The organism is Cupriavidus sp. CP313 (genome assembly GCF_054072015.1).
This window is the reverse complement of record NZ_JBSVZB010000013.1, coordinates 130,040-153,962: the sequence shown is the minus strand read 5'-3', so window position 1 is coordinate 153,962 and position 23,923 is coordinate 130,040. Positions and strand designations below refer to the sequence as shown.

Below are 23,923 nucleotides of genomic sequence, written 5' to 3'. Positions count from 1 at the left end.
ATGTCTGTGGCCCCGGAAGCGGGGCAATCATGGCGGATATGGTAGCGCCCAATCAGATGACCCCCTGCGCCACAAGCGCTTCGATCCGGGCCGGATCCAGGCCGAGCAGCGAGCGGTACACGTCGTGGTTATGCTCACCGCTCTCCGGTGCCGGTGCCAGTTCCCCCAGCGAGGTCCGGCTCAGGATCACCGGCTGGCCGACGACGGAGATCGTGCCCAGCCTGGGGTGCTCGATGGGCTGGCGCATGCGCAGATGTTCGACCTGCGGATCGGCGAAGGCCTCGTTCATGCTGAGGATGGGGCCGCACGGCACCCCTTCGCGATTCATGCGGCTGATCCACTCCTCGGTGGTGCGGGTGCGTGTGCGCTCGGCGATCGCGGCGTTCAGCGCCGGCCGATTGCGGGCACGCAACGGCACCGTCAGGAAGCGCTCGTCCGCGATGAGTTCAGGCACCTCAAGCACCTTGCACAGCCGCGCGAAGATGTCGTTGCCCATGGCGGCGATATTCATGTAGCCATCCTGCGTCGGGAACACGCCGGTCGGGCTGCTGGTGGGATGATCGTTACCGCTCTGGCCCGGCACCTCGCCGTTCATCAGCCAGCGCATGGCCTGGAAGTCCATCATCCAGAGTTGCGATTGCAGCAGGGAGGTCTGCACCCACTGGCCCTGGCCAGACACTTCGCGTTCCAGCAGCGCCACCATCAGGCCGATCGCGCAGAACAGGCCGGCGGTCAGGTCCGCAACGGGAATCCCCGCCCGCATCGGTCCGCGCCCGGGTTCGCCCGTGACCGACATCATGCCGGAGATCCCTTGCGCGATCTGGTCCAGGCCCGGGCGCTCGTGGTACGGACCATCCTGCCCGAACCCCGATACGCTGCCATAGACGATGCGCGGATTGACCTTGCGCAGCGACTCATAGTCGATGCCCAGCTTGAACTTCACGTTGGGCCGGTAGTTCTCCACCACCACATCGGCCTTGCGCACCAGCTCCAGGAACAGCGCGCGCCCCTCCGGATGCTTGAGGTTGAGCGTAATGCTCCGCTTGTTGCGATGAGTGTTCTGGTAGTCGGCAAACTGCGCCGAACCGCCCGGCTTGTCATCGGGCGCCTGGCCCGGCTCTTCGATCTTGATGACGGTCGCACCCCAGTCGGCAAACTGGCGGACGGCGGCCGGACCGGAGCGCACGCGCGTGAGGTCGAGTACGGTGAATCGGGAAAGCGGACCATGCCCCACAGTTGTCTCCAATTTTGTCTCTTTGCCAGCCCATCTACAGATGGGATGTTGGACATCCTATATTCAGGATCCGCACGAAACAAGCCGGGGGTAAACCCGTGAGCAGATCCGTGATTGGGCGAGAAGACTTCAGGGAAAACGAATGTTGACAATCACGAACCCGTGATCTACAACATCGTCTACACACTTAGTCAATTTTGTAGACAATTTAGTAGACAGTAAAAACCAGCTTTCCATCGGCGCACACCAAAGAGCCCAACGGCCGCACGTCGCCTATCGTCAAGACACACATCTGCCAGGAGACTCAGATGATGCAAACGACCGCAACGCCCACCGACGCATCGCAGGCGCAGGCGGGGCATGCCGCACACGGCAACGCCCTGATCAAGCCGGGCTATGACGAACGCCTGACCAATGAGGACCTGGCGCCGCTGCGCAAGCAGACCTGGGGCACCTACAACATCTTTGCCTTCTGGATGTCGGACGTGCACAGCGTGGGCGGCTACATCACCGCCGGCAGCCTGTTCGCGCTGGGGCTGACCAGCTGGCAGGTGCTGGTGTCGCTGCTGGTCGGCATCCTGATCGTGCAATTCTTCTGCAACCTGGTGGCCAAGCCCAGCCAGGTGACCGGCACGCCCTATCCGGTGATCTGCCGGGCCTCGTTCGGCGTGCTCGGCGCCAATATCCCGGCGGTGATCCGCGGGCTGATCGCAGTGGCGTGGTACGGCATCCAGACCTACCTGGCTTCCAGCGCCTTCCTGCTGCTGGCGCTGCACTTCTTCCCCGCGCTGGCGCCGTATGCCGACGTGAAGCTGCACGGTTTTGCCGGGCTCTCCACGCTGGGCTGGGGCGCATTCATGGTGCTGTGGGTGCTGCAGGCGCTGGTGTTCTGGACCGGCATGGAGACCATCCGCAAGTTCATCGACTGGGCCGGCCCGGCGGTGTACGTGGTGATGATCGCGCTGGCGATCTGGCTGGTGAAAAAGGCCAGCTGGGAGAACGTCAATTTCACGCTGAGCTTCGTCAAATACACCGGCTGGGAAGCGGTGCCGGTGATGCTGAGCGCGATCGCGCTGGTGGTGTCGTATTTCTCCGGCCCGATGCTGAACTTCGGCGACTTCTCTCGCTACGCCAAGGACTTCAAGTCGGTCAAGCGCGGCAACTTCTGGGGCCTGCCGGTCAACTTCCTGGGCTTCTCGCTGCTGACCGTGATCACCACCTCGGCCACGCTGCCGGTGTTCGGCAAGCTGATCACCGACCCGGTGGAGACCGTCAGCCATATCGACAGCACCTTCGCCATGCTGCTGGGCGCGTTCACCTTCATGACCGCCACCATCGGCATCAATATCGTCGCCAACTTTGTCTCGCCGGCATTCGACTTCTCCAACGTCTCGCCCAAGCACATCAGCTGGCGCACCGGCGGCATGATCGCGGCCGTGGCATCGATCTTCATCACGCCGTGGAACCTGTACAACAACCCGGCGGTGATCCACTACACGCTGGACATACTGGGCGCCTTCATCGGCCCGCTGTTCGGCATCCTGATTGCCGACTTCTACCTGGTGCGCCGCCAGCATGTCGATGTCGACGACCTGTACACGCTGAACCCGCGCGGCCGCTACTGGTACCGCAACGGCTTCAACCCGGCGGCCGTGACCACCATGATCCCGGCGGCCATCATCCCGATCCTGTGCGTGGTGGTGCCGGCCTGGCAGCCCGCGGCCAACTACAGCTGGTTTATCGGCATGGGCATTGCGCTGGTGCTGTACCGGCAACTGGCGCCGCGCATGATGCCCGGCCACTTCGGCAGCCACGCCGCCAGCCAGGCCTGATCCCCGGAACCATTCTTTCGACTGCACGATTTCGACCGCACTTAGCAGAGCCGCGTCCATGAAGCTGAAGATCATCAACCCCAATACCACCCAGAGCATGACCGACAAGATCGGGCAGTGCGCCGTCGCCGTGGCGGCACCGGGCACGCGCATCAGCGCGGTAAGCCCGCGCATGGGCCCGGCTTCCATTGAAAGCCACTATGACGAGGCCCTGTCCGTGCCCGGCATCCTCGACGAGATCCTGGCCGGCGAGCAGGAAGGCGTGGACGGCTACGTCATTGCCTGCTTCGGTGACCCCGGCCTGTACGCCGCCCGCGAGGTGGCGCGCGGACCGGTGATCGGCATTGCCGAGGCCGCCATGCATATGGCCAGCGTGGTCGGCAGCAGCTTCAGCGTGGTGACCACGCTGGCGCGCACCTGCAATATCGCCTGGCACCTGGCCGAGCGCTACGGCATGAAGCGCTTCTGCAACAACGTGCGCGCCTGCGACCTGCCGGTGCTGGAACTGGAGCGCCCGGGCTCGGACGCGCGCCGCATCATCACCGAGGCCTGCCGCCAGGCGCTGGTTGAAGACCGCAGCGAATGCATCGTGCTGGGCTGCGCCGGCATGACCGACTTGTGCGACGAGATCGCCGACGCCATCGGCGCGCCGGTGATCGACGGCGTGGTGTGCGCGGTCAAGATGGCCGAGGCGCTGGTCTCGGTGCGCCTGGGCACCAGCAAGCGCGGCGACTGGGCGCGGCCGCTGCCCAAGGCGTATGCGGGCATGCTGGCCCCTTATGCGTTGAACTGAACCGTATGACTTCCCGATCCATTTCCGACTCCATCACCATGCTCCAGTCCCGCTATCCACGCGATCTCACCGGTTACGGCGCCCGGCCGCCGCACGCCCGCTGGCCGGGTGGCGCGCGCGTTGCGCTGCAGTTCGTGCTCAACTACGAAGAAGGCGGCGAAAACTGCGTGCTGCACGGCGACGCCGCATCCGAGCAGTTCCTCTCCGAGATCGTCGGCGCCGCGGCCTACCCCGACCGCCACATGAGCATGGAGGGCATCTATGAATACGGCTCGCGCGCCGGCGTCTGGCGCCTGCTGCGCGAGTTCGAAAAGCGCGGCCTGCCGCTGACCATCTTCGGCGTATCGATGGCGCTGCAACGCCATCCGGAACTGACCCGCGCCTTTGTCGAACTGGGCCACGAGATCGCCTGCCACGGCTGGCGCTGGATCCACTACCAGGGCATCGATGAAGCCACCGAGCGCGAGCACATGCGCATCGGCATGCAGATCATCAAGGACCTGACCGGCGAGCTGCCGCTGGGCTGGTACACCGGCCGCGACAGCCCCAACACGCGCCGCCTGGTGGTGGAGCACGGCGGCCTCCTGTACGACTCCGACTACTACGGCGACGACCTGCCCTTCTGGACCGAGGTGGAAGTCACCGGCGGCGAGAAGAAGCCGCACCTGGTGGTGCCGTACACGCTCGACTCCAACGACATGCGCTTTGCCACGCCGCAGGGCTTCAATACCGGCGAACAGTTCTTCCAGTACCTGAAGGACGCGTTCGACGTGCTGTACGAGGAAGGCGACCCGAGCGGACAGGACCGCCCCAAGATGCTGTCGATCGGCATGCACTGCCGCCTGCTCGGCCGCCCGGGCCGCTTCCGCGCGCTGCAGCGCTTCCTTGACTATGTGCAGGGACACGACAAGGTGTGGATCTGCCGCCGCGTCGACATCGCCCGGCATTGGGCGCAGGTGCACCCGTTCGAAGCCGCCGGTGGCGCCGCAGCCGTGGGCACGATGCGCGAGGAAACCGCGCCGGCCTGACAAATGCCGTCCGTGTCGCCATATTTGTGTACGATATAGCCGTCTTTCGTCGCCATTTCCGGCGACAGGCTGAATGTCCGTCCCCTGATATGGCAACCACATCGAAGAAGGCGGCGCCCGGCGCGGCAGCAAAAACGCCGCGCCGGCCCGCGTCCAAGGCAACACTGAAAACGGCACCAAAGTCCGCCGCCAATGCTGCAGCGGAGGAAAGTGCCGGCCCGGAGGCCGCCGCCAGCGAGGCTTCCGCCACCGAGGCCATCTACCTCAGCCTGCTGACCGCGATCATGGAGCACCGCCTGCTGGCCGGCACCAAGCTGGTCGAGGAACGGCTGTGCGAGGTGACCGGCGCCAGCCGGGCCCGCATCCGCCAGGTCTTCGCGCGCCTGGCGCATGAGAAGCTGGTCACGCTGGTACCCAACCGCGGCGCCTTTGTCTCCAGCCCCACGGTGGACGAGGCGCGCGAGGTGTTCCAGGCGCGCCGCGTGGTCGAGCCCGCGCTGGCGGCCGAACTGGCCCAGCGTGCCACACCGGCCAAAGTCCGCAGCCTGCGCCGTCATGCGATGGAAGAAGACAACGCGCGCGCACGCGGCGACCGCGCCGCGATGATCCGCCTGTCGGGGGAATTCCATATCCTGCTGGCCGAGATGGCCGGCAATGCCATCCTCGAAAAGCTGATCCGCGAGATGGTGTCGCTGACCTGCCTCATCATCACGCTGTACGACCGCCCCGGCGCGCCGGCCTGCGCCGAGCATGAGCACCGCCAGCTGATCGACGCCATCGAGCAGCGCGACGCCGCGCGCGCCAGCGCGCTGATGGCGGAACACCTGGAACACATCGAAGCTTCGCTCGACCTGAGCGTGCCCGACAGCGGCGCCCCGGACTTCTACAGCATCTTCAGCAAGGGTTGAAGCACGGTGCCGGGGGCGCCAGCGCGCGCCTCATGGCCGGCATTGCACTCCGCGTCCGGCAGCCTAGACTGGCTGGATAACAATGCCGCGCGCAATGCGCCGCAGGGAGGTGCGCCATGGCTGTCACTGCCGAACCCGTCACAACCGCCCGTGCACCGCTGGCCTTCGAACGACTTTACGCGGATGCCGCCGGCGAATCCCACTTCGCCCCCCTTTCCGTTGCCATCACCGAGCGCCTGTTCGCGCCGCCCGCGCGCGCCTTCTGGGTGTCGCCGCTGGACGAAGCCGCGCGCCAGGGCTTCCTGCTGGTGCCGGCCGGCTGGGTCGGCGCACTGCACCCGTCGCCGCTGCGCATGTGGATCTTCCTGCTGGCTGGTGCGATGGAGTTCGAAGCCAGCGATGGCGAGCGGCGACCGCTGTCGGCGGGCAGTGCGCTGTTGCTGGACGACACCACGGGCAAGGGGCATGTCAGCAGGGTCATCGGTAGTACCGATGCCACGCTGGCCGTAGTGCAATTGCCGGAGAACCGAAGCTGAGCCCGCGACGTACCGGCAGGGCTGCGGCTCGGACTGCGGCCCCGCAACACTATCACGGAGGCGCCTGATGAATGCTCCCGAGCCAGCGGCTGCGCCCAAGCCTGCGCCGCAACTGGTGCCCAACGGCTACCGCCAGGGCATCATCACCGCGATCACAGTGCTGCTCGGCTTCTCGCTGGCGTTCTGGCGGTTCTGGGGCTTCGAGAGTCCCGGCCACTGGAACCTGCGCGCGCTGTTCGCCGCGGTATCGCTGCTGGCCGCGGTGTCGCTGCAGATCGTGGCGCTCTACCGCGCGCTACGCATCGAGGACGATGCGGTGGATGAGTACCGCAAGACCGTGCGATGGTTCATCGCGTCGGCGGTTGCGCTGCTGGTCGGGCTGGCCGTGGCCATGATCGACGCGGCACTCGGCCCCTAGGGCGCCCGACAGTCACGCTATTCGGCCCGGGAACGATCCTGCGCCTGCTCCTGGCTGGCGTCGCAGATAGCGCACCTGCAGCACCGCCCCCGCCAGGAATACCAGGAACAGCACGCCGACGATCGCCTTCAGTTCCGGCGCTTCCGCATTGGCAAATACCGGATTGCCCACCGGCAGGCGCGTGCCGGTCTCGGTCAGGCCCGGGATGAAGTGGAAGAACACCGTCAGCGACAGCGACACCACCTCCACGTAGCGGCTCATGCGCCCGAACGCACCGCGTGCCGCGTAGACCGCGACGGCCAGCACCAGCAGCGTGACAATGCCCAGCACATGGGGCTTGCCGAATCCGCCGTGCTGGAAGATGCCAAACCCGGTCAGGCAGCTCAGCACGGTGCCGATGACATAGGCCAGTCCAAGCCGGGTATGCAGGCGCACCATGCCGGTGCGCGAGAGCGCCACCAGGCCGCAGGCCAGTGCCGCCAGACTGATCAAGGTATGGATGATGCCAAGCTGCGTAAGTCCGAGCATTATGGTGCCTCCAGCCGGGTGGGTGCCGCAATGGATCTGGACAGGCGTGGCGGCGCGCAAGACAAAGCGAGTTGCGCGGGGGGCGGGCCGCAACAGCAAGCCTTCATGTAAGGCGAAGCTTGCGGGGATTGCAAGGATGGCGGCAGCCGCGGGGCACCTGCCTTTGCCGATGTCAGAGCATCGGGGCACCGGCCCTTGCAGACTGCGCCATGGCCTGGCGCGCAACCGCGACCTCGGCCCGGCCGCGTCCGTGCGATCCCTGCAGGCGACGCAGCGGCGCCTGCCTCGATCACCACGCACAGCACGAAGTAGAGCAGCGCAACCGCTGCGAACACTTCCGCGGCATAGCCCATGCTGCGGCCATTGACCTGCGTGGCCAGCGTCGACAACTCGCTGACGCCGACGATATAGGCCAGCGACGTATCCTTGGTCAGCGCCACCCAGGTGTTGGCCAGGGACGGCAGCATGGCGCGAAGCGCCTGCGGCAGCACCACATGCCAGAGTGCCTGCGTGCGCGACATGCCCAGCGCCAGCACCACGGTCAGCACTTCGCTGACCTGCACGCCGGCCAGCATGGGCAGCAGGAAGTAAGTCCAGAAGATCAGCATCAGCATCAGCACCGGCACCGCTCGCAGCCGCGGCCAGCGCGCAGCCGAGCACGAACACCGCCAGCGACAGCGCCACCGTCATGGCAAAGCCGCCGAGCAGCCAGTGCAGGTATTTGGCCGGCAACAACTGCCAGAGTATGGAAACCATGCGTCAGGGGCGATCAGGCTGTGGCGTGCTTACTTGACCGTGCTGCCGATGGTGAAGTCGCGCGCCAGCGGCGCCTGGCTCCTCGGCCCGAAGTACTTGTCGTAGATGCGCGCGGCCGTGCCGTTCTTTTCCAGGTCCAGCAGGATCTGGTCGATGGCGGCCTGCAGGCGCTCCTCGCCCTTGGGCACGCCCACGCCCATGTACTCGCGCGTCAGCGTGAAGGGCGAGATCTCGAACTGGTCGCGGTTGGGCAGCGTGGCCAGCAGCGCGCCGAGCTTGGCGCCGTCCTGCGCAAAGGCCTGGATCGCGCCGGTGCGCAGCGCCTGCAGCGCCAGCGGCGAATCGTCATAGGCGATCACGCGCGCTTCGGGGTAGCGCTGGCGCAGCGTGGTTTCCTGCGTGGTGCCCTTGTCCACGCCCAGGCGCCAGGCCTTCAGGTCATCGGGCTGGCGCAGCGCCCCCTTCTTTGCGATGAACTGCAGCCCGCTGGCAAAGTAGGGCGTGGAGAAGCCGATCTGCTGGCGCCGTTCATCGGTGATGGTGAAGTTGGCCGCGACGATATCCACCTTCTGTGAGGCCAGCAGCGGAATGCGGTTGGCAGGGTTGGTGGCGCGGAACTCCGCCTTGACGCCAAGGCGGCTGGCAATCTCATTGGCATAGTCGACATCCAGGCCAGCCGGCGCATGCGTCTTCGGATCGACAAAGCCGAACGGCGGGTTGGCATCGAACACGCCCACGCGCAGCACGCCGGCCTTGCGGATATCGTCGAGGCGATCCGCCAGCGCGGTACCAGAGGCCATGACTGCAACGCCGGCGACGATGGCGCCGCGCAGCAGGAAGGAACGGAAGGACATGGAAGCGCTCACTGAAGTCTGGATGGGCAGACGATAGCGGTGCGCGCCCCGGCAGGGAACGAATGGTTTCGCAGATGGATATGCCGCCATGCCGGGCGGCGCGCGCTCAGGCGCCGAGGATCTCGATGCTGTCGACGCGGTCCGGATAGAAGGCCAGGTGCGAGGCGATCGCCGCGACCGCGGCGTAAGGCGCCTCATAGCTCCACACCGCATTGCGCGCGCGCTCGCCGCCGGCGGAGACGGAGAAGTAGCTGCAATCGCCCTTGTATGGGCAGTACGTCGTGTGCGCGGTACGCTCCAGCTGCGTCATGTCGACATGCTCGCGCGGGATGTACTGCACCGGCGGGTAGGTCGCCTCTTGCAGGGTCAGCGCCGCGTCGCTGTCTGCAATGGCAATGCCCGCCACCCTGACCACGACCCTGCCGGCCGTCGGCGTGATGGTGATCGGGTGGTCGGGGCCGGGGATCCTGACTGGCTTGTCGGTCATGGCGCGTCCTCCTGCAGGGCATCGTCACGGGGGCGATGCTGCATTCTAGGCCTTCGCTGCGCGGCCTGCAGGCCGTGCCCGACGATTCAGCCCTGCTGGCCGCTATTCGACCTTGACGTTGGCCTTCTTCACCAGTGCGGCATAGCGCGTGGCCTCGCTGCGGAAGAAGCTGGCGGCCGCCTCGGGTGTGCCGGGTGCGATCACGGTGGCCTGCTTCTTCATGGCTTCCAGCACTTCGGGCGAGGTGAAGGCCCTGGCAAATGCGTCATGCACGCGCTTTACCTCTGCCGGCGGCATGCCGGCGGGGCCGACCACGGCAAACCAGCCGGCAACGTTGTAGTGGGGCAAGCCTTGTTCGGCGATGGTGGGAATATCCGGCGCGGCGGCCGAGCGCTTGTCGCCGCACACGCCGATCGCGCGCAGTGTGCCGGCCTTCAGGTGCGGCGCCACCGCGTTGAGCGCGACCACGCCCAGCTCCACCTGTCCGGCGATCAGGTCGTTCATCATCGGCCCGGTGCCCTTGTACGGCACGTGGCGCGCGCTCACGCCGGCCTCGTCCAGGAACATCTCCCCGGCCAGGTGGATGATGGTGCCATTGCCGGACGACCCGTAGTTGTAGCCGTCGGGCTTGGCCTTGAGCAGCGCCACCAGTTCCTTCACGTTCTTCGCCGGCACCTTGGGATTCACCACAAGCACCAGCGGCGTGGTGCCGATCACGCTGATCGGGGTGATGTCCTTGATGGCATCGAACGGCATTGTGCGGAACACGCTCGGGTTGATGACATGGTTGTTCGAGACCAGCCCGAGCGTGCTGCCGTCCGGCTGCGCCTTGACCACGGCCGCGGCACCGGTGATGCCGCCGGCGCCGGGCAGGTTCTCGATCACCACCGGCTGGCCAAAGGCCTTGCCCAGCGCCGGGCCGGCCGCGCGCGCGATGGTATCCACGCCGGAACCGGCGCTGATCGGCAGGATCAGGCGCACCGGCTTGCCGGTGCTGCCCTGCGCGAGCGCGCCGATGCCGGGCGCGGCCAGCGCGGCGGCCATGGTGGCAGCCAGCGCCAGCCCTGACTTGAGAAGGATGCGACGGGGGTGCATGGGGTTGTCTCCGTATCGTTATCGTAGGATCTTTGCGGGCTGCCGCTGTGCCGCGGCATGCCCGTCGTGGTACCGGTCAGCCGGTGCGGCCCTGGCCGAGCTGCGACAGGATCTCTTCGTTGTGCTCGCCGGCCCTGGGCAGCGGCCGGCGCACGCCCGGGCGGCGCCCGCCCATCAGTAGCGGCAGCAGCACCGTGGGCGTGGTCGAGCCGTCGTCGGCCTGCATCGGCACCAGCCCGCCGCTGGCAAGCAGGTGCGGATCGTCGAGCAACTGGTCAGGGCGCACGATCGGCGCATAGGGGATGCCGGCGGCTTCGAGTTTGGGCGCCAGTTCGGCGCTGCGGTGGTGGCGCAGGATCGCGCCCAACTCATCGAGCAGTTGCGGACGCACCGCCACGCGCGAGGCATTGCTGGCGTACTCGGGCTTGTCGAGAAGCTCCGGATGCTCCAGCACCTGGCACAACGTCACGAACTGCTTGTCGCTGACCGCGCCGATAAACAGCTGCTCGTCGCCGGCCAGCGTAAAGACGTCATACACGCTCCATGCCGACACGCGCGACGGCATCGGCGGCGGTGCCTCGCCGGTCATGGCGAACTGCTGCATATGCTGCGAGGCCAGGAATACGCAGTTCTCGAACAGCGCGCTCTGGATCTCCTGGCCGCGCCCGGTGCGGTCGCGCTCGCGCAGCGCGGCCAGCACGCCGATGGCGCCGAACATGCCGCCCATGATGTCGTTGACCGAGGTGCCGGCGCGCAGCGGCCGTCCGCTGGGACCGGTCATGTAGGACAGCCCGCCCATCATCTGCACCACCTCGTCCAGCGCCAGCCGGTTCTCGTACGGGCCGGGCAGGAAGCCCTTGTGCGAGACGTAGATCAGATGCGGATAGGCGCGCGACAGCGTGGCGTAGTCCAGACCCAGCTTCTGCATCAGGCCGGGCCGGAAGTTCTCCAGCAGCACGTCGCTCTGCCCCGCCAGCTCGGCGGCGGCGGCACGCCCTTCCTCGGTGGTGATGTCCAGCACCACGCTCTTCTTGTTGCGGTTGAAGGCGCGGAAGAAGCCGATGCCCAGGCCCGGCAGGTTGCGCGTCTTGTCGCCGCCGGGCGGCTCTACCTTGATCACTTCGGCGCCCAGGTCGGCCAGGATCATGCCGCAGGTGGGGCCCATCACCATATGCGTGAATTCGACCACGCGGATGCCGGCCAGCGGCAGGGAGTTGCTGTTGTCTTGGGTCATCTTGCGTCTCAGGCAGCGGCGCCAGCAGGCTGGGCCGGGAAAGTCTTGGGCAGGCCGGCGCGCCACAGCGTGCCGTGCAGGGTTTCGTCCTTGAGCCAGCCGGCCACGTCTTCACGCAGCGCCAGCAGGCGGCCGATATCGATGCCGGTGTCGATGCCCATGCTGCCGAGCATGTAGGCCAGGTCTTCGGTGGTGACATTGCCGCTGGCGCCAGGCGCGTGCGGGCAGCCGCCGATGCCGGCCAGGCAGGCGTCAAAGCGGGTCACGCCGGTTTCCAGGGCCGCGTGGACGTTGGCCAGGCCAAGCCCGCGGGTATCGTGGAAATGGCCGCACCAGAAGCGATCGCCGGCTATATCGAGCGCACGCGCAAACAGCTCGCGCACCATGCGCGGATCGGCATAGCCGACGGTATCGGCCAGGCTGACGCGGTCGGCGCCGGCATCGAGCAGCGCCTGCATCAGGCGCAGCACTTCATCGGGATCGACATGGCCCTGCAGCGTGCAACCGAACGCGGTGCCGACACCGCCCTCAATCAGCGTCTTCGCGCCGCTGGCATCGCGCGCGGCACGGATGCGGGCCACTTCCGCCACCACCTCGTCCGGCGTCTTGCGCAGGTTGGCCAGGCTGTGCGCATGGCTGGCCGACAGTGGCACGAGCATAAGGTCCGCACCGCTGGCCAGCGCATCCTGCGCGCCACGCAGGTTGGGCACCAGCACCGAGACGAACAGGCCCGGCAGCGTGCGCGCGAACGCGACCAGCTGCGTGGTATCGGCCAGTTGCGGCAGCAGGTGCGCGGGCACGAACGAGCCGACTTCCAGCTCACGCAGACCGGCCGCGTACGCGCCGCGAATCCACGCTTCCTTGCTGGCCGTCGGCAGGATGGTGCGGATGCTCTGCAGGCCATCGCGCAATCCGACTTCGCGGATGACAGCATGGCGGGGAAAGGGAACAGACATGATTCAGGGGCTTCCGGTTTGCGCCCCGCGGCGGGGGCGACGGAAGAACTCTATGAGTTTCTGCGCAAGAGCTGAAGCGGTGATTTACGCACGATAACCTTCCGAACCGGAATGTCTGCCTGGCGCCGCACAGCGACATCCAGGAATTCCCGGATGCATGATTACCGGCAACCAAAGAGGCTTACCATTCCATTCCGGAAACCCGCAGTCCCTCACAGCCATGCGAGACCTCGACCTCACCACCCTGCGCCTGTTCGTCGCCGTCTGCGAAACCCGCAACATGGCGCGCGCGGGCGAGCAGGAGCACATCGTGGCATCCGCCATCAGCAAGCGGCTGGCGCAACTGGAAGAGACCGTCGGCGCAACCCTGCTGGAGCGGCGCCGCCGCGGCGTGATCCCGACGCCCGCGGGTGAAATGGTGCTGGCGCATGCGCGCGCCATGCTGGCGGCGGCGGACCGCGTCGCGCGCGACATGGCCGACTACGGCGCCGGCATCCGCGGGCAGGTGCGGCTGCTGGCCACGGTGTCCTCAATGGCGGAATCGCTGCCGGACGATATCGCCGCCTTCCTGCAGCAGCCGGCCAACCGCGACGTGCGCGTGACCATCGAGGAAAGCCTGAGCAGCGACGTGGTGCGCGCGCTGCGCGAGGGCTCGGCGCCGCTGGGCATCTGCTGGGACGCGGCCGACCTGGAAGGCTTCCAGACCCGGCCCTACCGCACCGACCACCTGGCGGCGGTGGTCCACACCTCGCATCCGCTGGCGCAGGCCGCCGACTGCCGCTTCGAGGACACGCTGGACTACGACCATATCGGCATGCCCGCCCAGACCGCGGTGCAGACCATGCTGACGCGCTATGCGGCCATCCTCGGGCGCGGCATTGCCTACCGCGCGGTGGTCTCGACCTTCGACGCCGCGCTGCGCTGTGTGCGTGCCAACCTGGGCATCACCATCATCCCGGCCGAGATCGCCGCGCCGATCGCTCCCACCTTCGGCCTGCGCGTGATCCCACTGCGCAACGACTGGGCGCGGCGGCGCTTTGCGATCTGCTTCCGCGACCTGGGACTGCTGTCGCCGGCGGCGCGGCTGTTGGTGGCCTCCCTTGAACAGACCGCGGCAGCGGAAGCGGCGGCTGCCCCCGCGGACACCGCGCCAGCACGCAAGCCACGGCGCAATCGGCAATAACGCCGGCCCGCCGCGCAACTTCCTGTGCCGTTCAAGGGTTAGCCCGAGGCAATTTCGCAAGCAAATGTTGGGGGGCGGTGCGTAGACTGGCTTGCGTTTTTCGCCCCGGCCCACGATGGTGAAAGCCGGCCCCGGGCGATGGCTGACCCCGACCATGCGCGCCACGATGGCGCAGGAGCACACAGATGAACTTCAACGGCAAGAACGTATTGATCACCGGCGCGCGCGGCAACCTGGGCCGCGCCGTGGCGCAGGCCTTTGCACAGGCAGGCGCGCGCGTGGTGCTGCTGGACCGGGATGTGGCGCCGCTGCCCGAAGTGGGCACGGGCCACCTGGCGCTGCAGGCGGACCTGCTCGATGCCGCCCAGCTGAGCGAGGCCGTCGCGCAAGCGGTTCAGGCATGCGGCCGCATCGACGTGGTGTGCAACCTGGCCGGCGGCTTCGCCATGGGCCCCGCCGTGCATGAGACCGACGCCGGCGCCTGGCAGCACCTGTTCGACATGAATGTGGGCACGGTACTTAACATGGCGCGCGCGGTGGTGCCGCACATGCTGGCCGCCGGCGGCGGCGCCATCGTCAACGTGGGCGCCAACTCGGCAGCGCGCGGGCAGGCGCAGATGAGCGCCTATTGCGCCTCGAAGGACGCGCTGGCGCGCGTGACCGAATCGATGTCGGCCGAACTGCGCGACCAGGGCATCCGCGTCAACGCGGTACTGCCCAGCGTCCTCGACACGCCGGAAAACCGCCAGGCCATGCCTGACGCCGATGCCACGCGCTGGGTCAGCCTGGATGCGCTGGCCGACGTGATCCTGTTCCTGGCCTCGGATGCGGCGCGCGCCGTGCAGGGCGCGCTGCTGCCAGTGGTCAACCGCGCCTGACGCGGGGCTTGCGCGCGACCGGTTCGGCTGCGCTGATGGCGCTGGCCACCTCCTGAATCTGCTGGCGCAGCCAGCGCCGCAGCCGGTCGGCATCGGTGCGCGCGTGCCAGATCTGCATCATGTCGACCTGGGGCAGCGCGAATGGGACCGGCAGCAGCACCAGTTCAGGGTCGCGCGCCACGGCCTCTTCCGCGACCGAGCGCAGGCAGGTCAGCAGCAGTTCCGTGCCGCGCACCAGCCGGCTCGGGGCAAGGAAGCTCGACAGCCCCGCCACCACCCTGCGCTTGTGCCCCTGCCGGGCCAGAGCGCGGTCGACCACACCGTTGAGGTCGCCGGTCAGCGTGGTCAGCAGGTGTTCGCACGCCAGGAAGGCGTCGAGATCCAGGCCATCGGCAATCCGCGGATTGGCGCGCGAAGCCAGCACCACGAAGTCCTCGCTGCATAGCCGCTGCTGGTGGAAGGTATCGGGCAGGTTCTCATAGAAGCCCGCGATCGCCAGGTCGCAGGTGCCCTTCTCCAGTTCCTCGCGCGGCAACTCGCCGCGCGTGTTGTGCGTGACCAGCACCACGCCCGGCGCCTGGCTGCGCAACCGCGGCAGCAGGGCGGGCAGCAGCAGCTGCTCCATGTAGTCGGTGGTGTAGATATGCAGGTGCTCGCTGCGCGCCAGGTAGTCGTGCCCGGCACAGGCGTCATAGAACGCATCGAGGTCCCCGACCAGCCGCTGCACCTGCGGCGCCAGCGCATGCGCGCGCGGCGTCGGCGTCAGCCCGCGCGGCGCACGCACGAACAGCGGATCGCCCAGCTCGTCGCGCAGGCGGTTGAGCTTATGGCTCAGCGCCGGCTGGCTCAGCGCCATGCGCGCGGCCGCGCGCGAGGCATTGCCCTCCTGGTACAGCACGTGAAACACGTACAGCAGGTTAAGGTCCTTGCTGCCGATATTCATTTTTTGGATAGCAGAGATCGAATAATAGAAGTTTTCGAATCATAGTCCGCTGCCTAGGATGTTGCCAGTGCCGCGGCATTTCAGCCCGGCTGCCTGTGAACCGACATGGAGCGGAACAATGAAAATCCTGATGGTGCTGACATCGCACGACCAGTTGGGCAATACCGGCCACAAGACCGGCTTCTGGCTGGAGGAGTTCGCCGCGCCCTACTACGTCTTCAAGGACGCCGGCGCCGACATCACCCTGGCCTCGCCCAAGGGCGGCCAACCGCCGATCGACCCGAAAAGCGACGATCCCGGCGCCCAGACCGACGCCACCCGGCGCTTCCAGGGTGACCCGGCCGCCAAGGCCGCGCTGGCCAGCACGCTGACGCTGGACCAGGTAAAGGCCGAAGACTTTGACGCCATCTTCTATCCGGGCGGCCACGGCCCGCTGTGGGACCTGGCCGAAGACAAGCGCTCGGTCGCGCTGATCGAGCAGTTCGACCGCGCCGGCAAGCCGGTGGGAGCGGTATGCCACGCACCGGCGGTGTTCCGCCATACCAAGGGCGCGGACGGGGAACCGCTGGTCAAGGGCAAGGAGGTGACCGGCTTCACCAACAGCGAGGAAGAAGCCGTGCAACTGACCAAGGTGGTGCCGTTCCTGGTGGAGGACATGCTCAAGGCCAACGGCGGACGGTTCACGCGTGGCGAGGACTGGGCCAGCCATGTCGTGGTGGCGGGGCGACTGGTGACGGGGCAGAATCCGGCATCGTCTGATGCGGCGGCGGAGGCGTTGTTGAAGATGTTGAAGTAAGAGGAAGCGGCAAGCGCCTCGTCCGCTGCCGCTTTCAATTCCCGCCGGTTTGCCTCCCCTCGCCCGCTTGCGGGAGAGGGGAGCGTACGCCAGGCTTCATGGCTACTTCAAACGCACGAGTCGCCCACCCTCATTGCGGCACCAACTCCAACCGCTCCCGACTAGCCTTCTCCACCGCCTTGCGCGTATACACCAGCGGGAAATACTCCCCCTTCGCCCACAGCGGCGCCAGGTCGCGGTAGTGCGGGCTGGCGGGATTGCCCGACTGCCCCGGCGTATTGACCACGCGCGAGGCATCCCAGTTGCCCACATCCAGCACCATGCGGAACGACGCGCCGGCGGTCAGCCGGAAGTCGGTATTGCGGTAGCTGGTGTTCATCGGCGTAAAGGCGGAGCCGCCGATCGGGCCGGCGTTGATGTTGAACTGCTGGCGTTCCGCGTCGCTCAGGATCGGGTCCATCGGATGCGTGAACACGGCGGTGTGGAGCTTGCCCCATTGCCATGCGCGCGGGTCGGGGCCGAGCTTGCCTTCCACTTCCGCCATGGCGGCCTTCAGCGATTCGAGCATCACTGCATTGCGCCGCTCCACCGGCATCCACGGCCCGGGCTGCTGCAGCACTGCCACCACGCGCGCGGCATCGCCCGCGCCGACCAGGCGGGCGGCTTCGGGCGGCAGCGCGGCGCGCACCACGGCCTGGCGCAGGTGTTTGCTGAACCAGACTTCGAACAGGGCCGCGGCGGCGCTGTCGGCGCGCTCGTTGCCGTCCCAGCCGCGCAACAGGTCCAGGCCGCGGGCCAGTTGCGGGTCGTCGCTGCGCACGTCCTTCAGTAGCGCCACCACGTGCTGCGCCGGCAGCGACACGGTGTCGTTCTGCCACGCCATCGAATCCTGCACCGAGCTGCGCGGATTGGCGCCCACCAAGGCCTTGAGCCGGCGCGCGCGCGAGCTGTCGCTCCATTCGTAGCCCACGCCCAGCTTGGCGGCCGGGTGCTCGGGCGGGATGTTGTTCTCGTTGGCGGTGACGATATAGCCCGGCGCGGGGTTGTAGGCCCACGGCAGCTCGTCCATGTTGCGGTAGCCGGCCCACTCATAGCGGCCATCGCCCGCCACCGGCGTCAGGCCGTCCCAGTTGGGCCGCTTGACGGTCAGCCCGCCCGGGATCCAGCCGATATTGCCGCTGGTGTCGGCATAGACCTGGTTTTCGCCGGGCGCGCCCCAGCGGTTCATGGCGGCGCGGAACTGGTCCCAATTGCGCGCGCGCATATAGTCCATCGAGCCGAAGTACGGCGCCATGCCGTAGTCGAGCCACGCGGCGCGCAGCGCCCAGGCTTGCGCGCGGCCGGCATCGGCGACCAACACCGGGCCGTGGCGGGTGAAGTCGATGGTGACCTTGCGCGGCGTGGACTCGCCCTTGACCACGATCTCTTCGGTGATGGTCTCCATCGGTTCCCAGCGGCCCTTGTATTTGTACTCGTGCGGGTTGGCCGGATTCAGCTCGTAGCCGTAGAGGTCTTCCTGGTCCATGTAGAAGCGCGTCAGGCCGAAAGCGATGGTGCCGTTATGCCCGATCGAGATGCCGGGCAGGAACGGTTCGCCCGCGCCGATCACCGACATCCCCGGCGCGTTCAAATGGCTGATGTAGCGCAGGCTGGGCGCGCCGTGCGAGCGGTGCGGGTCGTTGGCCAGGATCGGGCGGCCGGTGGTGGTGCGCTTGCCGCCGATGACCCAGTTGTTCGACCCGAGGCTGCGGCCGGTGTCGCTGTTGGGGTCCACCAGTGCGTAGAGCTGGTCGAGCGGGATGCTGCCGGCCTGCGCCGCGGCCCACGCCTCCTTCGGGAAGCGCGCGGCGGCAGTGGCCAGCTCATAGGCGCGGCGCAGTTCCGCTGCTGGCACCGTGCAGGGATCGACGCCGGGGTTGAGCTTGGGCTCGATCTGCGGATCGAGTTCGCGGCGCAGCCAGTCGGCACGCGGGGCGTCCTGCCTGGCCTGGCAATAGAGCTGGGCGCGTTCGACCTCGCCGGTAAAGTTGAGCGTCAGGCCGTGGTGGCGGATGCGCACGATATCGTCGGCGCGCCAGCGCGCAGGCTTGTAGTTGAGCTTGCGGAATTCCGGCGGCAGTAGCTCGGGCTTCTGCTCGGTCAGCGCCACATAGGCGTTCACCCCGGCCACGAAGGCCTCGGCCACGCGCTTGGCGTCGGAGCCATAGGCCAGCCATTCGCGATACATGTCGCCGCGGAACAGCACCGCGCGCGCCATGCGGTCGCCGTCGGCATAGGCCGGGCCAAAGTCCCTGGCCATCTCGCCGAGTCCGCGCTTGCGCCACAGGTCGATCTGCCACAGGCGGTCGCGCGCGGCCATGAAGCCCTGCACGAAGAAGGCGTCGTAGAGCGTGCCGGCATAGATATGCGGCACGCCCCAGCGGTCGACCAGCACGCTGGCGGGCTTCTCCAGGCCGGGCACGGCAAGCATGTTGTTGCGGGCGGGGGCTTCGGCCATGGCGGCCGGGATGGTGGTGGCGAGCAGGGCCAGCGCAGCGGCCAGGCGGCGGGGGGTGCGTAACATCAGGTCTCCTCGGTGTTGTGATTGGCTGCAGATGTCTTGCAGTTCACACGGAAGATAGTGCATCCCCGGCCAGCGCGCGAGCCGTGCGGCCGATCTCCGCACGGCGCGTGTCGCTGCGGATTCGCTCAGTAGACGTCGCGCCGGTAGCGGCCGTCGTCGGCAAGCCGGCGCAGCGCGTCTTCGCCGAGGATCCCGGCCAGTGCGTCATGGACGCCGCCGGCCATGCCCTGCAGGCTGCCGCAGACGTAAACGGCCGCGCCGTCCGCCACCCATTGGCGCACCGTATCGCCGTGCGCGCGCAGGGCGTCCTGCACGTAGCGCGGCGCGCCGCCATCACGCGACCAGGCATGGTCAACGCGCTGCAGCGTGCCGTCGGCCTGCCATGCGGCCAGTTCCCCGGCAAAGAACGCGTCATGCTGCGCCGAGCGCTCGCCGAACAGCAGCCAGTTGCGGCGCTGCCCGGCCGCGGCGCGGGCCTTGAGCTGGGCGCGCAGGCCGGCCAGCCCGGTGCCGTTGCCGACCAGGATCAGGGGCCGGTCATCGGCCGGCGGGTGGAAGCTGCGGTTGGTACGGATGCGCAGCGCGATGCGGGTGCCCACGGCCGCGTGCTCGGTCAGCCAGCCGGAGGCCAGGCCGAGGCGGCCGTCGTCGTAGCGGGTCTGCCGCACCAGCAGTTCGAGTTGCCCGTCCTGCGGCAGCGAGGCGATCGAATACTCGCGGTGCGGCAGCGGCGGCAGCGTGTCCACCAGTTGCTGCGGCGGCAGGCCCTGCATCGCCGCGAAGTGCGGTTCGGGCAATGGCATGCGCGTGGCCATGGCCTCGACCAGGGTGGTGTCGCGGCCATCGCAGCGCAAGGGCGTGGCGCCGTCCAGGCCAAGCCGCGCCAGCAGCCGTTCAACGTCGGCCGGCGCGTGGCACGGGCCGATCTCGGCGATGTCGCCGGCTTGCCAGTCCATTGCCGCATCGCCCTGCGGCCCCAGCGACAGGTGGAACGCCGGCGCGCCCTGGCTGCCGGGGTTCAAATGGTGGCGTTGCGCGAGCCGCCAGCTGGCATAACGCGGGCGTTCCCAGTCGGCAATCTCCGCGCCGCCGCTCAAGGCCGACAAGTGGTTCTGCCAGTGGCGCAGGGCGCCGGCGTCGCCGTTGTCGACTTCGACCAGGTCAAAGAGCGGCTGCGCACGGTGGCGCTGCAGCCAGCCGTCGAGCGTATGGCCGAAAGCGCAGAAGCGCGCGTAGCTGCTGTCGCCGAGCGCGAGGATGCCGTAGCGCAAAGACTGCAGGCCATTCGCGCCGGCCAGCAAGCGGCGCGCAAAACCGGACGCGCTGTCGGGGGCGTCGCCCTCGCCGGTGGTGCTGACCAGGAACAGCGCCTGGCGGCATGCCTGCAGGCGCCGCGCATCGACATCGGCCAGCGAGAGCAGTTGCACCGGCACGCCCGCGCCTTGCAGCGCGGTGGCGGTCTGCAGCGCCAGCTGTTCGGCAAACCCGGTCTGGGAGGCATAGGCAACCAGCGTCGCGCCCGCTTCCGTGCCCGCCAGCGCCGCCACGCGCGCCCGCCGCTGGCGATAGTGGGCAACCATCGCGCTGCAGAAGCCCGCATAGGCTGCCACCACGCCGGCCGCCATGGCCACCCGCGACGGCCCCAGCACGGACAGCGCCAGGCCGCCGGCAACGGCGAGCCAGCTCGCGCCGGCGATGGCGGACGGTATGGCCTTCGCGCTCATGCCAGCATCGCGGCAAAGGCCGGCGAAAGATGTTCGCCGAAGCCGTGCGGCGTGCGCACCAGGAAGCGCGCGGCAATGCCGTGGCGGCGTGCATGCGCCATGCCGGCCTCCGGGCCCAGCACGGTCAGCGCGGTGGACAGCGCATCGGCCAGCATGCACTGCCCATGGATGACCGTGACCGAGGCCAGCGCGTGGCTCGCCGGATAGCCGGTGCGCGGATCGATGGTATGGGCGTAGCGGCGACCGTCACTGTCGAAATAGCGGCGATAGTCGCCGGAGGTGGCGACGGACAGGCCGTGCAGCGCCACCAGCGTCTGCCCCGCGGCATCGCTGCCCAGGCCGGGTGGTGATTCCAGCGCGACCCACCACGGCATGCCGTCGGGCTTGACGCCATGGCCGCGCAGTTCACCGCCGATCTCGGTCAGGTGGTGCTCAAGGCCCTGTTCACACAGGTAGCGCGCCACCGCGTCGACGGCAAAGCCCTTGGCGATGGCGCAGAAGTCCAGCGACACGCCGCCTGGCTGCCGGGCGCGCCGGCCCGCGGCATCGACTTCGATGCGCGCCCAGCCGCAGCGGCTGCGCGTGGCCTGCACCGCGTCTGGCGACGGCGGCGCGGTGCGCGCCGGGGCGGGGCCGAAGCCCCACAGGTCTACCAGCGGGCCGGCGCTCGGGTCATAGGCGCCACCGCTGTCGCGCGCCACCTGCAGCGCGCATTGCAGCACCGCGAAGCAATCGTTCGGCAGCGCGTGCCAGTTGCCGGGCGCCGCGCGGTTGAAGCGACTCAGGTCAGAATCCGCTTCCCAGTTGCTCATCTGCGCGATCACGCCATCGAGTACGGCCTGGATGCCGGCTGCGATGCCGTGGGCATCCGCCGCGGGCGGCAGCAGCGCCGCCACCGACCAGGTCGTGCCCATGGTCGCGCCGCCCCAGCGCTGCAGCCGCGTGTCGGCGGCGGGCGGCTGCGGCGGCGCGGACAGCGCAACGGGGACCAGGACGCGGTTCAAACCCGGCAACCCGCTTATTGCGGCAGCACTTCCACCGTCACCGCGTAGACGGCGCGGCGCGACCTGGCCTGCTTGAAGGTGGTCTTGTCGTCCTTCACCTCCGCTTCCATCCAGTACATGCCGGCGGCCGGCCACTTGACGCTGAACTTGCCGTCGGCGTCGGTGGTGGCGCTGAACTCCTGCAGCTGGTCGCGGTAGCGGATGCCGCCCGGCACCACCGAGACCTTCAGGTTGCTGGCGGGCTTGCCGTCGAGCAGCAGGCGGAAGCTGGCGGTGTCGCCCGCGACCAGGTCGTTCGGGTGCGTGATCGGCGCCAGTTCCAGGCCGCGGCCGACGGTGCGCAGGCCCTTGTCGCTGGGCTTGCCGGCAGTGACGAAGGATTCGATGCGGCCTTCGGCCTGGGTGACCTGCAGGTCCTGCGCATTGGCCGGGACTTCCTTGGCGAAGTTCTCGGCGGTGCCGCGCCAGCGCTTGGCCTGGCCGTCGACCTTGTAGCTGGCGAACAGGCCGTTGTTAACCACCGCCACGCGGTACGTGCCGGGCTGGGCCAGGTGCAGGTCGAAGGTGCTGCGGTACTTGCCGGTGGCCGCGTTCTCGGCCTTGACGGCGCTGCCGTCGGGCGCGGTCACCTGCAGGTTGTCGAGCCGCATCGGCACGTGCTCGAAATAGAACAGGTCGTTGGAGACAGCGGCATCCACGGTCACCCACGGATCGCTGCCGGACAGCACGGTGGCCGACGGCAGCAGCCACTGGCGGTGCGCGTGCGCGGCCAGCGGGGCCAGAGCGGCCAGGGCGAGCACAGCCACGCGTGTGGCCATGCGGGAAGATGCGGCGGACATTAGGGAAGGTTTCATCGTCTGGCTCCGGAAGAATTACGGCTTCAGTTCGACGGTCACGCCGCCGAGTTCGTGTTCGCCCTTGGCGCGGGCGGTCTGTGCGGCTTGCGGCGGCCACGTGAACGGCACGCGCAGCAGCTCGCGCCCGCCCACTTCACGCGCGGCTTCCACCACCAGCTGGTAGTTGCCCGCGGGCAGCTTGCCCAGCGGCGCCTTGCCGTCGCTGAAGCTCACGCTGTGCTCGCCCGGCGCGCGCGTGGCGCCGGAGATGCCGTCGGCCGGCATGTGCAGGTCGCGGCCAGCCTTGCGCCACCACTGGCGCATGTCCTTGAGCCACTTGGTGCCTTCGCCGTCCTTGAGCTTGCCGTCGTACCAGACCGCCAGGGTCTGCACCGGGCTCTGGTCGGCGCGCTCGACCCACATCGCCACATAGGGGCGGTGGTACTCGGCCACGGTCAGGCGCGGGATTTCGACCTTGACGTTCAGGTCCGCGGCCAGCGCGGGGCCGGCCAGGGGAACCGCGGCCATGCCGGTCAGGGTGACGGAGAGCATTCGGCGCATATCGGAGAAACCTCGTCAGTGAGATGCAGGAAGGAAAACGGTTGGAACGGTTGACTCAATGGATAAACAGGATCGCCAGCAGCACCGGGACCACCAGCCCCAGCCCCACCAGCGGCCACGTCGCCACGCGCCCGGCCGCATGCAGCTTGAGCAGGAACAGGCCGGTCACGCTGAAGACCAGGCACGCCAGCGCGAACACATCCAGGAACAGGCTCCACGCAGCGCCGGTGTTGCGGCCCTTGTGCAGGTCGTTCAGGTAAGAGATGGCGCCGCGCGTGGTTTTCTCGTACTGGGCTTCGCCGCTGTCGAGTTCCAGGCTGACCCAGGCGTCGCCGCCCGGGCGCGGCAGCGCCACGTAAATCTCGTCGGCGGACCATTCGGCATCGCGCCCGCTGGCGTCGATGTCCAGCGCCTGCGCCAGCCAGTCGGCCAGCACCGCCGGCACCGGCGCCTTCTTTTCACGCGCCTGGGCATCGCCTGCCGGCGCTTCGGCCCGCACCTGGTCGAGCACGCGCGCGGGCATGGTGGCGTGGCGCGTCTCGACCGCGGGCCTGGCCTCGATCTGGGCGGCGTGGTTGAGCGTGAAGCCGGTGACGGCAAACAGCAGCATCCCGATCAGGCAGATCGCGGAACTGATCCAGTGCCACTGGTGGAGATGCTTGAGCCAGAAGGCACGGCGCTGCTGGCCGGAGGCCGGCTGGGTTTCGGTCATTGCGGTTGGTCGGCGGGCGCAGCCCAGTGGCGGCCCGATCTTGTCCTGTGTACGGATAGCTGGA

The 23,923-nt window shown here is 68.2% G+C and carries 23 protein-coding genes and 1 pseudogene; 9 read left to right on the top strand and 15 right to left on the bottom strand.

Features of this window, described 5'->3' with window-relative positions; genetic code table 11:
• Nucleotides 1–52: 52 nt before the first annotated feature.
• Nucleotides 53–1,234 carry a CaiB/BaiF CoA transferase family protein gene (locus tag ACW4E8_RS19120; RefSeq protein WP_456805994.1) on the bottom strand — a complete coding sequence of 394 codons (1,182 nt, stop codon included), beginning with the start codon at nucleotides 1,232–1,234 and terminating at the stop codon, nucleotides 53–55.
• A 308-nt stretch (nucleotides 1,235–1,542) separates the two neighbouring features.
• Between ACW4E8_RS19120 and ACW4E8_RS19115 the strand changes: the two genes are divergently transcribed.
• The 6 genes from ACW4E8_RS19115 (at nucleotide 1,543) to ACW4E8_RS19090 (ending at nucleotide 6,749) form a co-directional block, all read left to right on the top strand.
• Complete coding sequence (locus ACW4E8_RS19115; RefSeq protein ID WP_456805955.1) at nucleotides 1,543–3,066, top strand: NCS1 family nucleobase:cation symporter-1; 1,524 nt, start codon at nucleotides 1,543–1,545, stop codon at nucleotides 3,064–3,066.
• A 58-nt stretch (nucleotides 3,067–3,124) separates the two neighbouring features.
• Entirely contained in the window at nucleotides 3,125–3,859 is a 735-nt protein-coding gene (locus ACW4E8_RS19110) for an aspartate/glutamate racemase family protein (protein ID WP_010810757.1), read from the top strand.
• 38 nt (nucleotides 3,860–3,897) lie between these two features.
• Nucleotides 3,898–4,887 carry an allantoinase PuuE gene (gene puuE, locus ACW4E8_RS19105; RefSeq protein ID WP_456805993.1) on the top strand — a complete coding sequence of 330 codons (990 nt, stop codon included), beginning with the start codon at nucleotides 3,898–3,900 and terminating at the stop codon, nucleotides 4,885–4,887.
• An 89-nt stretch (nucleotides 4,888–4,976) separates the two neighbouring features.
• On the top strand, nucleotides 4,977–5,795 hold the full coding sequence (locus ACW4E8_RS19100) for a GntR family transcriptional regulator (protein ID WP_456805954.1): 819 nt from the start codon (nucleotides 4,977–4,979) through the stop codon (nucleotides 5,793–5,795).
• A 116-nt stretch (nucleotides 5,796–5,911) separates the two neighbouring features.
• Nucleotides 5,912–6,331: a cupin domain-containing protein gene (locus ACW4E8_RS19095; protein ID WP_456805953.1), complete on the top strand. Its 420-nt coding sequence runs from the start codon at nucleotides 5,912–5,914 to the stop codon at nucleotides 6,329–6,331.
• 67 nt (nucleotides 6,332–6,398) lie between these two features.
• Nucleotides 6,399–6,749 (top strand): hypothetical protein, encoded by a 351-nt coding sequence (locus ACW4E8_RS19090; RefSeq protein WP_013954006.1) that lies wholly within the window; start codon nucleotides 6,399–6,401, stop codon nucleotides 6,747–6,749.
• Between the two features lie 12 nt (nucleotides 6,750–6,761).
• On the opposite strand, the gene ACW4E8_RS19085 is transcribed toward ACW4E8_RS19090, so the two are convergent.
• The 7 genes and pseudogenes from ACW4E8_RS19085 to ACW4E8_RS19055 all read right to left on the bottom strand — a co-directional run bounded on the left by ACW4E8_RS19085 (nucleotide 6,762) and on the right by ACW4E8_RS19055 (nucleotide 12,659).
• Nucleotides 6,762–7,277: a hypothetical protein gene (locus tag ACW4E8_RS19085; protein ID WP_456805952.1), complete on the bottom strand. Its 516-nt coding sequence runs from the start codon at nucleotides 7,275–7,277 to the stop codon at nucleotides 6,762–6,764.
• Nucleotides 7,278–7,558: 281 nt separating this feature from the next.
• A pseudogene (locus tag ACW4E8_RS19080) lies at nucleotides 7,559–7,912 on the bottom strand (ABC transporter permease subunit); the annotation flags it as partial.
• A gap of 150 nt (nucleotides 7,913–8,062) precedes the next feature.
• Nucleotides 8,063–8,887, bottom strand: coding sequence for an ABC transporter substrate-binding protein (locus ACW4E8_RS19075; protein ID WP_456805951.1), 825 nt, complete (start codon nucleotides 8,885–8,887; stop codon nucleotides 8,063–8,065).
• Between the two features lie 106 nt (nucleotides 8,888–8,993).
• Entirely contained in the window at nucleotides 8,994–9,374 is a 381-nt protein-coding gene (locus ACW4E8_RS19070) for a DUF427 domain-containing protein (protein WP_456805950.1), read from the bottom strand.
• A gap of 102 nt (nucleotides 9,375–9,476) precedes the next feature.
• Nucleotides 9,477–10,469 (bottom strand): tripartite tricarboxylate transporter substrate binding protein, encoded by a 993-nt coding sequence (locus ACW4E8_RS19065; RefSeq protein WP_456805949.1) that lies wholly within the window; start codon nucleotides 10,467–10,469, stop codon nucleotides 9,477–9,479.
• 76 nt (nucleotides 10,470–10,545) lie between these two features.
• On the bottom strand, nucleotides 10,546–11,703 hold the full coding sequence (locus ACW4E8_RS19060) for a CaiB/BaiF CoA transferase family protein (RefSeq protein ID WP_456805948.1): 1,158 nt from the start codon (nucleotides 11,701–11,703) through the stop codon (nucleotides 10,546–10,548).
• Between the two features lie 8 nt (nucleotides 11,704–11,711).
• On the bottom strand, nucleotides 11,712–12,659 hold the full coding sequence (locus tag ACW4E8_RS19055) for a hydroxymethylglutaryl-CoA lyase (RefSeq protein WP_456805947.1): 948 nt from the start codon (nucleotides 12,657–12,659) through the stop codon (nucleotides 11,712–11,714).
• A 220-nt stretch (nucleotides 12,660–12,879) separates the two neighbouring features.
• On the opposite strand from ACW4E8_RS19055, the gene ACW4E8_RS19050 reads away from it, so the two are divergent.
• Together ACW4E8_RS19050 and ACW4E8_RS19045 are read left to right on the top strand one after the other, a co-directional pair.
• The gene (locus ACW4E8_RS19050; protein WP_456805946.1) at nucleotides 12,880–13,842 is read left to right on the top strand and encodes a LysR family transcriptional regulator; all 963 of its coding nucleotides are present in this window, start codon (nucleotides 12,880–12,882) and stop codon (nucleotides 13,840–13,842) included.
• Nucleotides 13,843–14,027: 185 nt separating this feature from the next.
• Nucleotides 14,028–14,720, top strand: coding sequence for an SDR family NAD(P)-dependent oxidoreductase (locus tag ACW4E8_RS19045; RefSeq protein WP_456805945.1), 693 nt, complete (start codon nucleotides 14,028–14,030; stop codon nucleotides 14,718–14,720).
• On the opposite strand, the gene ACW4E8_RS19040 is transcribed toward ACW4E8_RS19045, so the two are convergent.
• On the bottom strand, nucleotides 14,707–15,663 hold the full coding sequence (locus tag ACW4E8_RS19040) for a LysR family transcriptional regulator (RefSeq protein WP_456805944.1): 957 nt from the start codon (nucleotides 15,661–15,663) through the stop codon (nucleotides 14,707–14,709). The two genes, ACW4E8_RS19045 and ACW4E8_RS19040, sit on opposite strands and share 14 nt — an antisense overlap.
• Nucleotides 15,664–15,781: 118 nt before the next feature.
• Between ACW4E8_RS19040 and ACW4E8_RS19035 the strand changes: the two genes are divergently transcribed.
• Entirely contained in the window at nucleotides 15,782–16,459 is a 678-nt protein-coding gene (locus ACW4E8_RS19035; RefSeq protein WP_456805943.1) for a type 1 glutamine amidotransferase domain-containing protein, read from the top strand.
• Between the two features lie 130 nt (nucleotides 16,460–16,589).
• Here the strand turns inward: ACW4E8_RS19035 and ACW4E8_RS19030 are convergent, their stop codons facing one another.
• From ACW4E8_RS19030 to ACW4E8_RS19005, 6 genes are all read right to left on the bottom strand, one after another.
• Nucleotides 16,590–19,022, bottom strand: a complete 2,433-nt coding sequence (locus ACW4E8_RS19030; protein ID WP_456805942.1) for a penicillin acylase family protein — start codon at nucleotides 19,020–19,022, stop codon at nucleotides 16,590–16,592.
• A gap of 125 nt (nucleotides 19,023–19,147) precedes the next feature.
• Nucleotides 19,148–20,746 (bottom strand): sulfite reductase subunit alpha, encoded by a 1,599-nt coding sequence (locus tag ACW4E8_RS19025; RefSeq protein ID WP_456805941.1) that lies wholly within the window; start codon nucleotides 20,744–20,746, stop codon nucleotides 19,148–19,150.
• On the bottom strand, nucleotides 20,743–21,750 hold the full coding sequence (locus ACW4E8_RS19020) for an FAD:protein FMN transferase (protein ID WP_456805940.1): 1,008 nt from the start codon (nucleotides 21,748–21,750) through the stop codon (nucleotides 20,743–20,745). Before ACW4E8_RS19020 ends, ACW4E8_RS19025 begins: the two co-directional genes overlap by 4 nt.
• A gap of 14 nt (nucleotides 21,751–21,764) precedes the next feature.
• On the bottom strand, nucleotides 21,765–22,604 hold the full coding sequence (locus tag ACW4E8_RS19015) for a DUF4198 domain-containing protein (RefSeq protein ID WP_456805939.1): 840 nt from the start codon (nucleotides 22,602–22,604) through the stop codon (nucleotides 21,765–21,767).
• A gap of 18 nt (nucleotides 22,605–22,622) precedes the next feature.
• Nucleotides 22,623–23,147 (bottom strand): DUF2271 domain-containing protein, encoded by a 525-nt coding sequence (locus ACW4E8_RS19010; protein ID WP_456805938.1) that lies wholly within the window; start codon nucleotides 23,145–23,147, stop codon nucleotides 22,623–22,625.
• Nucleotides 23,148–23,202: 55 nt separating this feature from the next.
• Nucleotides 23,203–23,859, bottom strand: coding sequence for a PepSY-associated TM helix domain-containing protein (locus tag ACW4E8_RS19005; RefSeq protein WP_456805937.1), 657 nt, complete (start codon nucleotides 23,857–23,859; stop codon nucleotides 23,203–23,205).
• Between the last annotated feature and the right edge of the window lie 64 nt (nucleotides 23,860–23,923).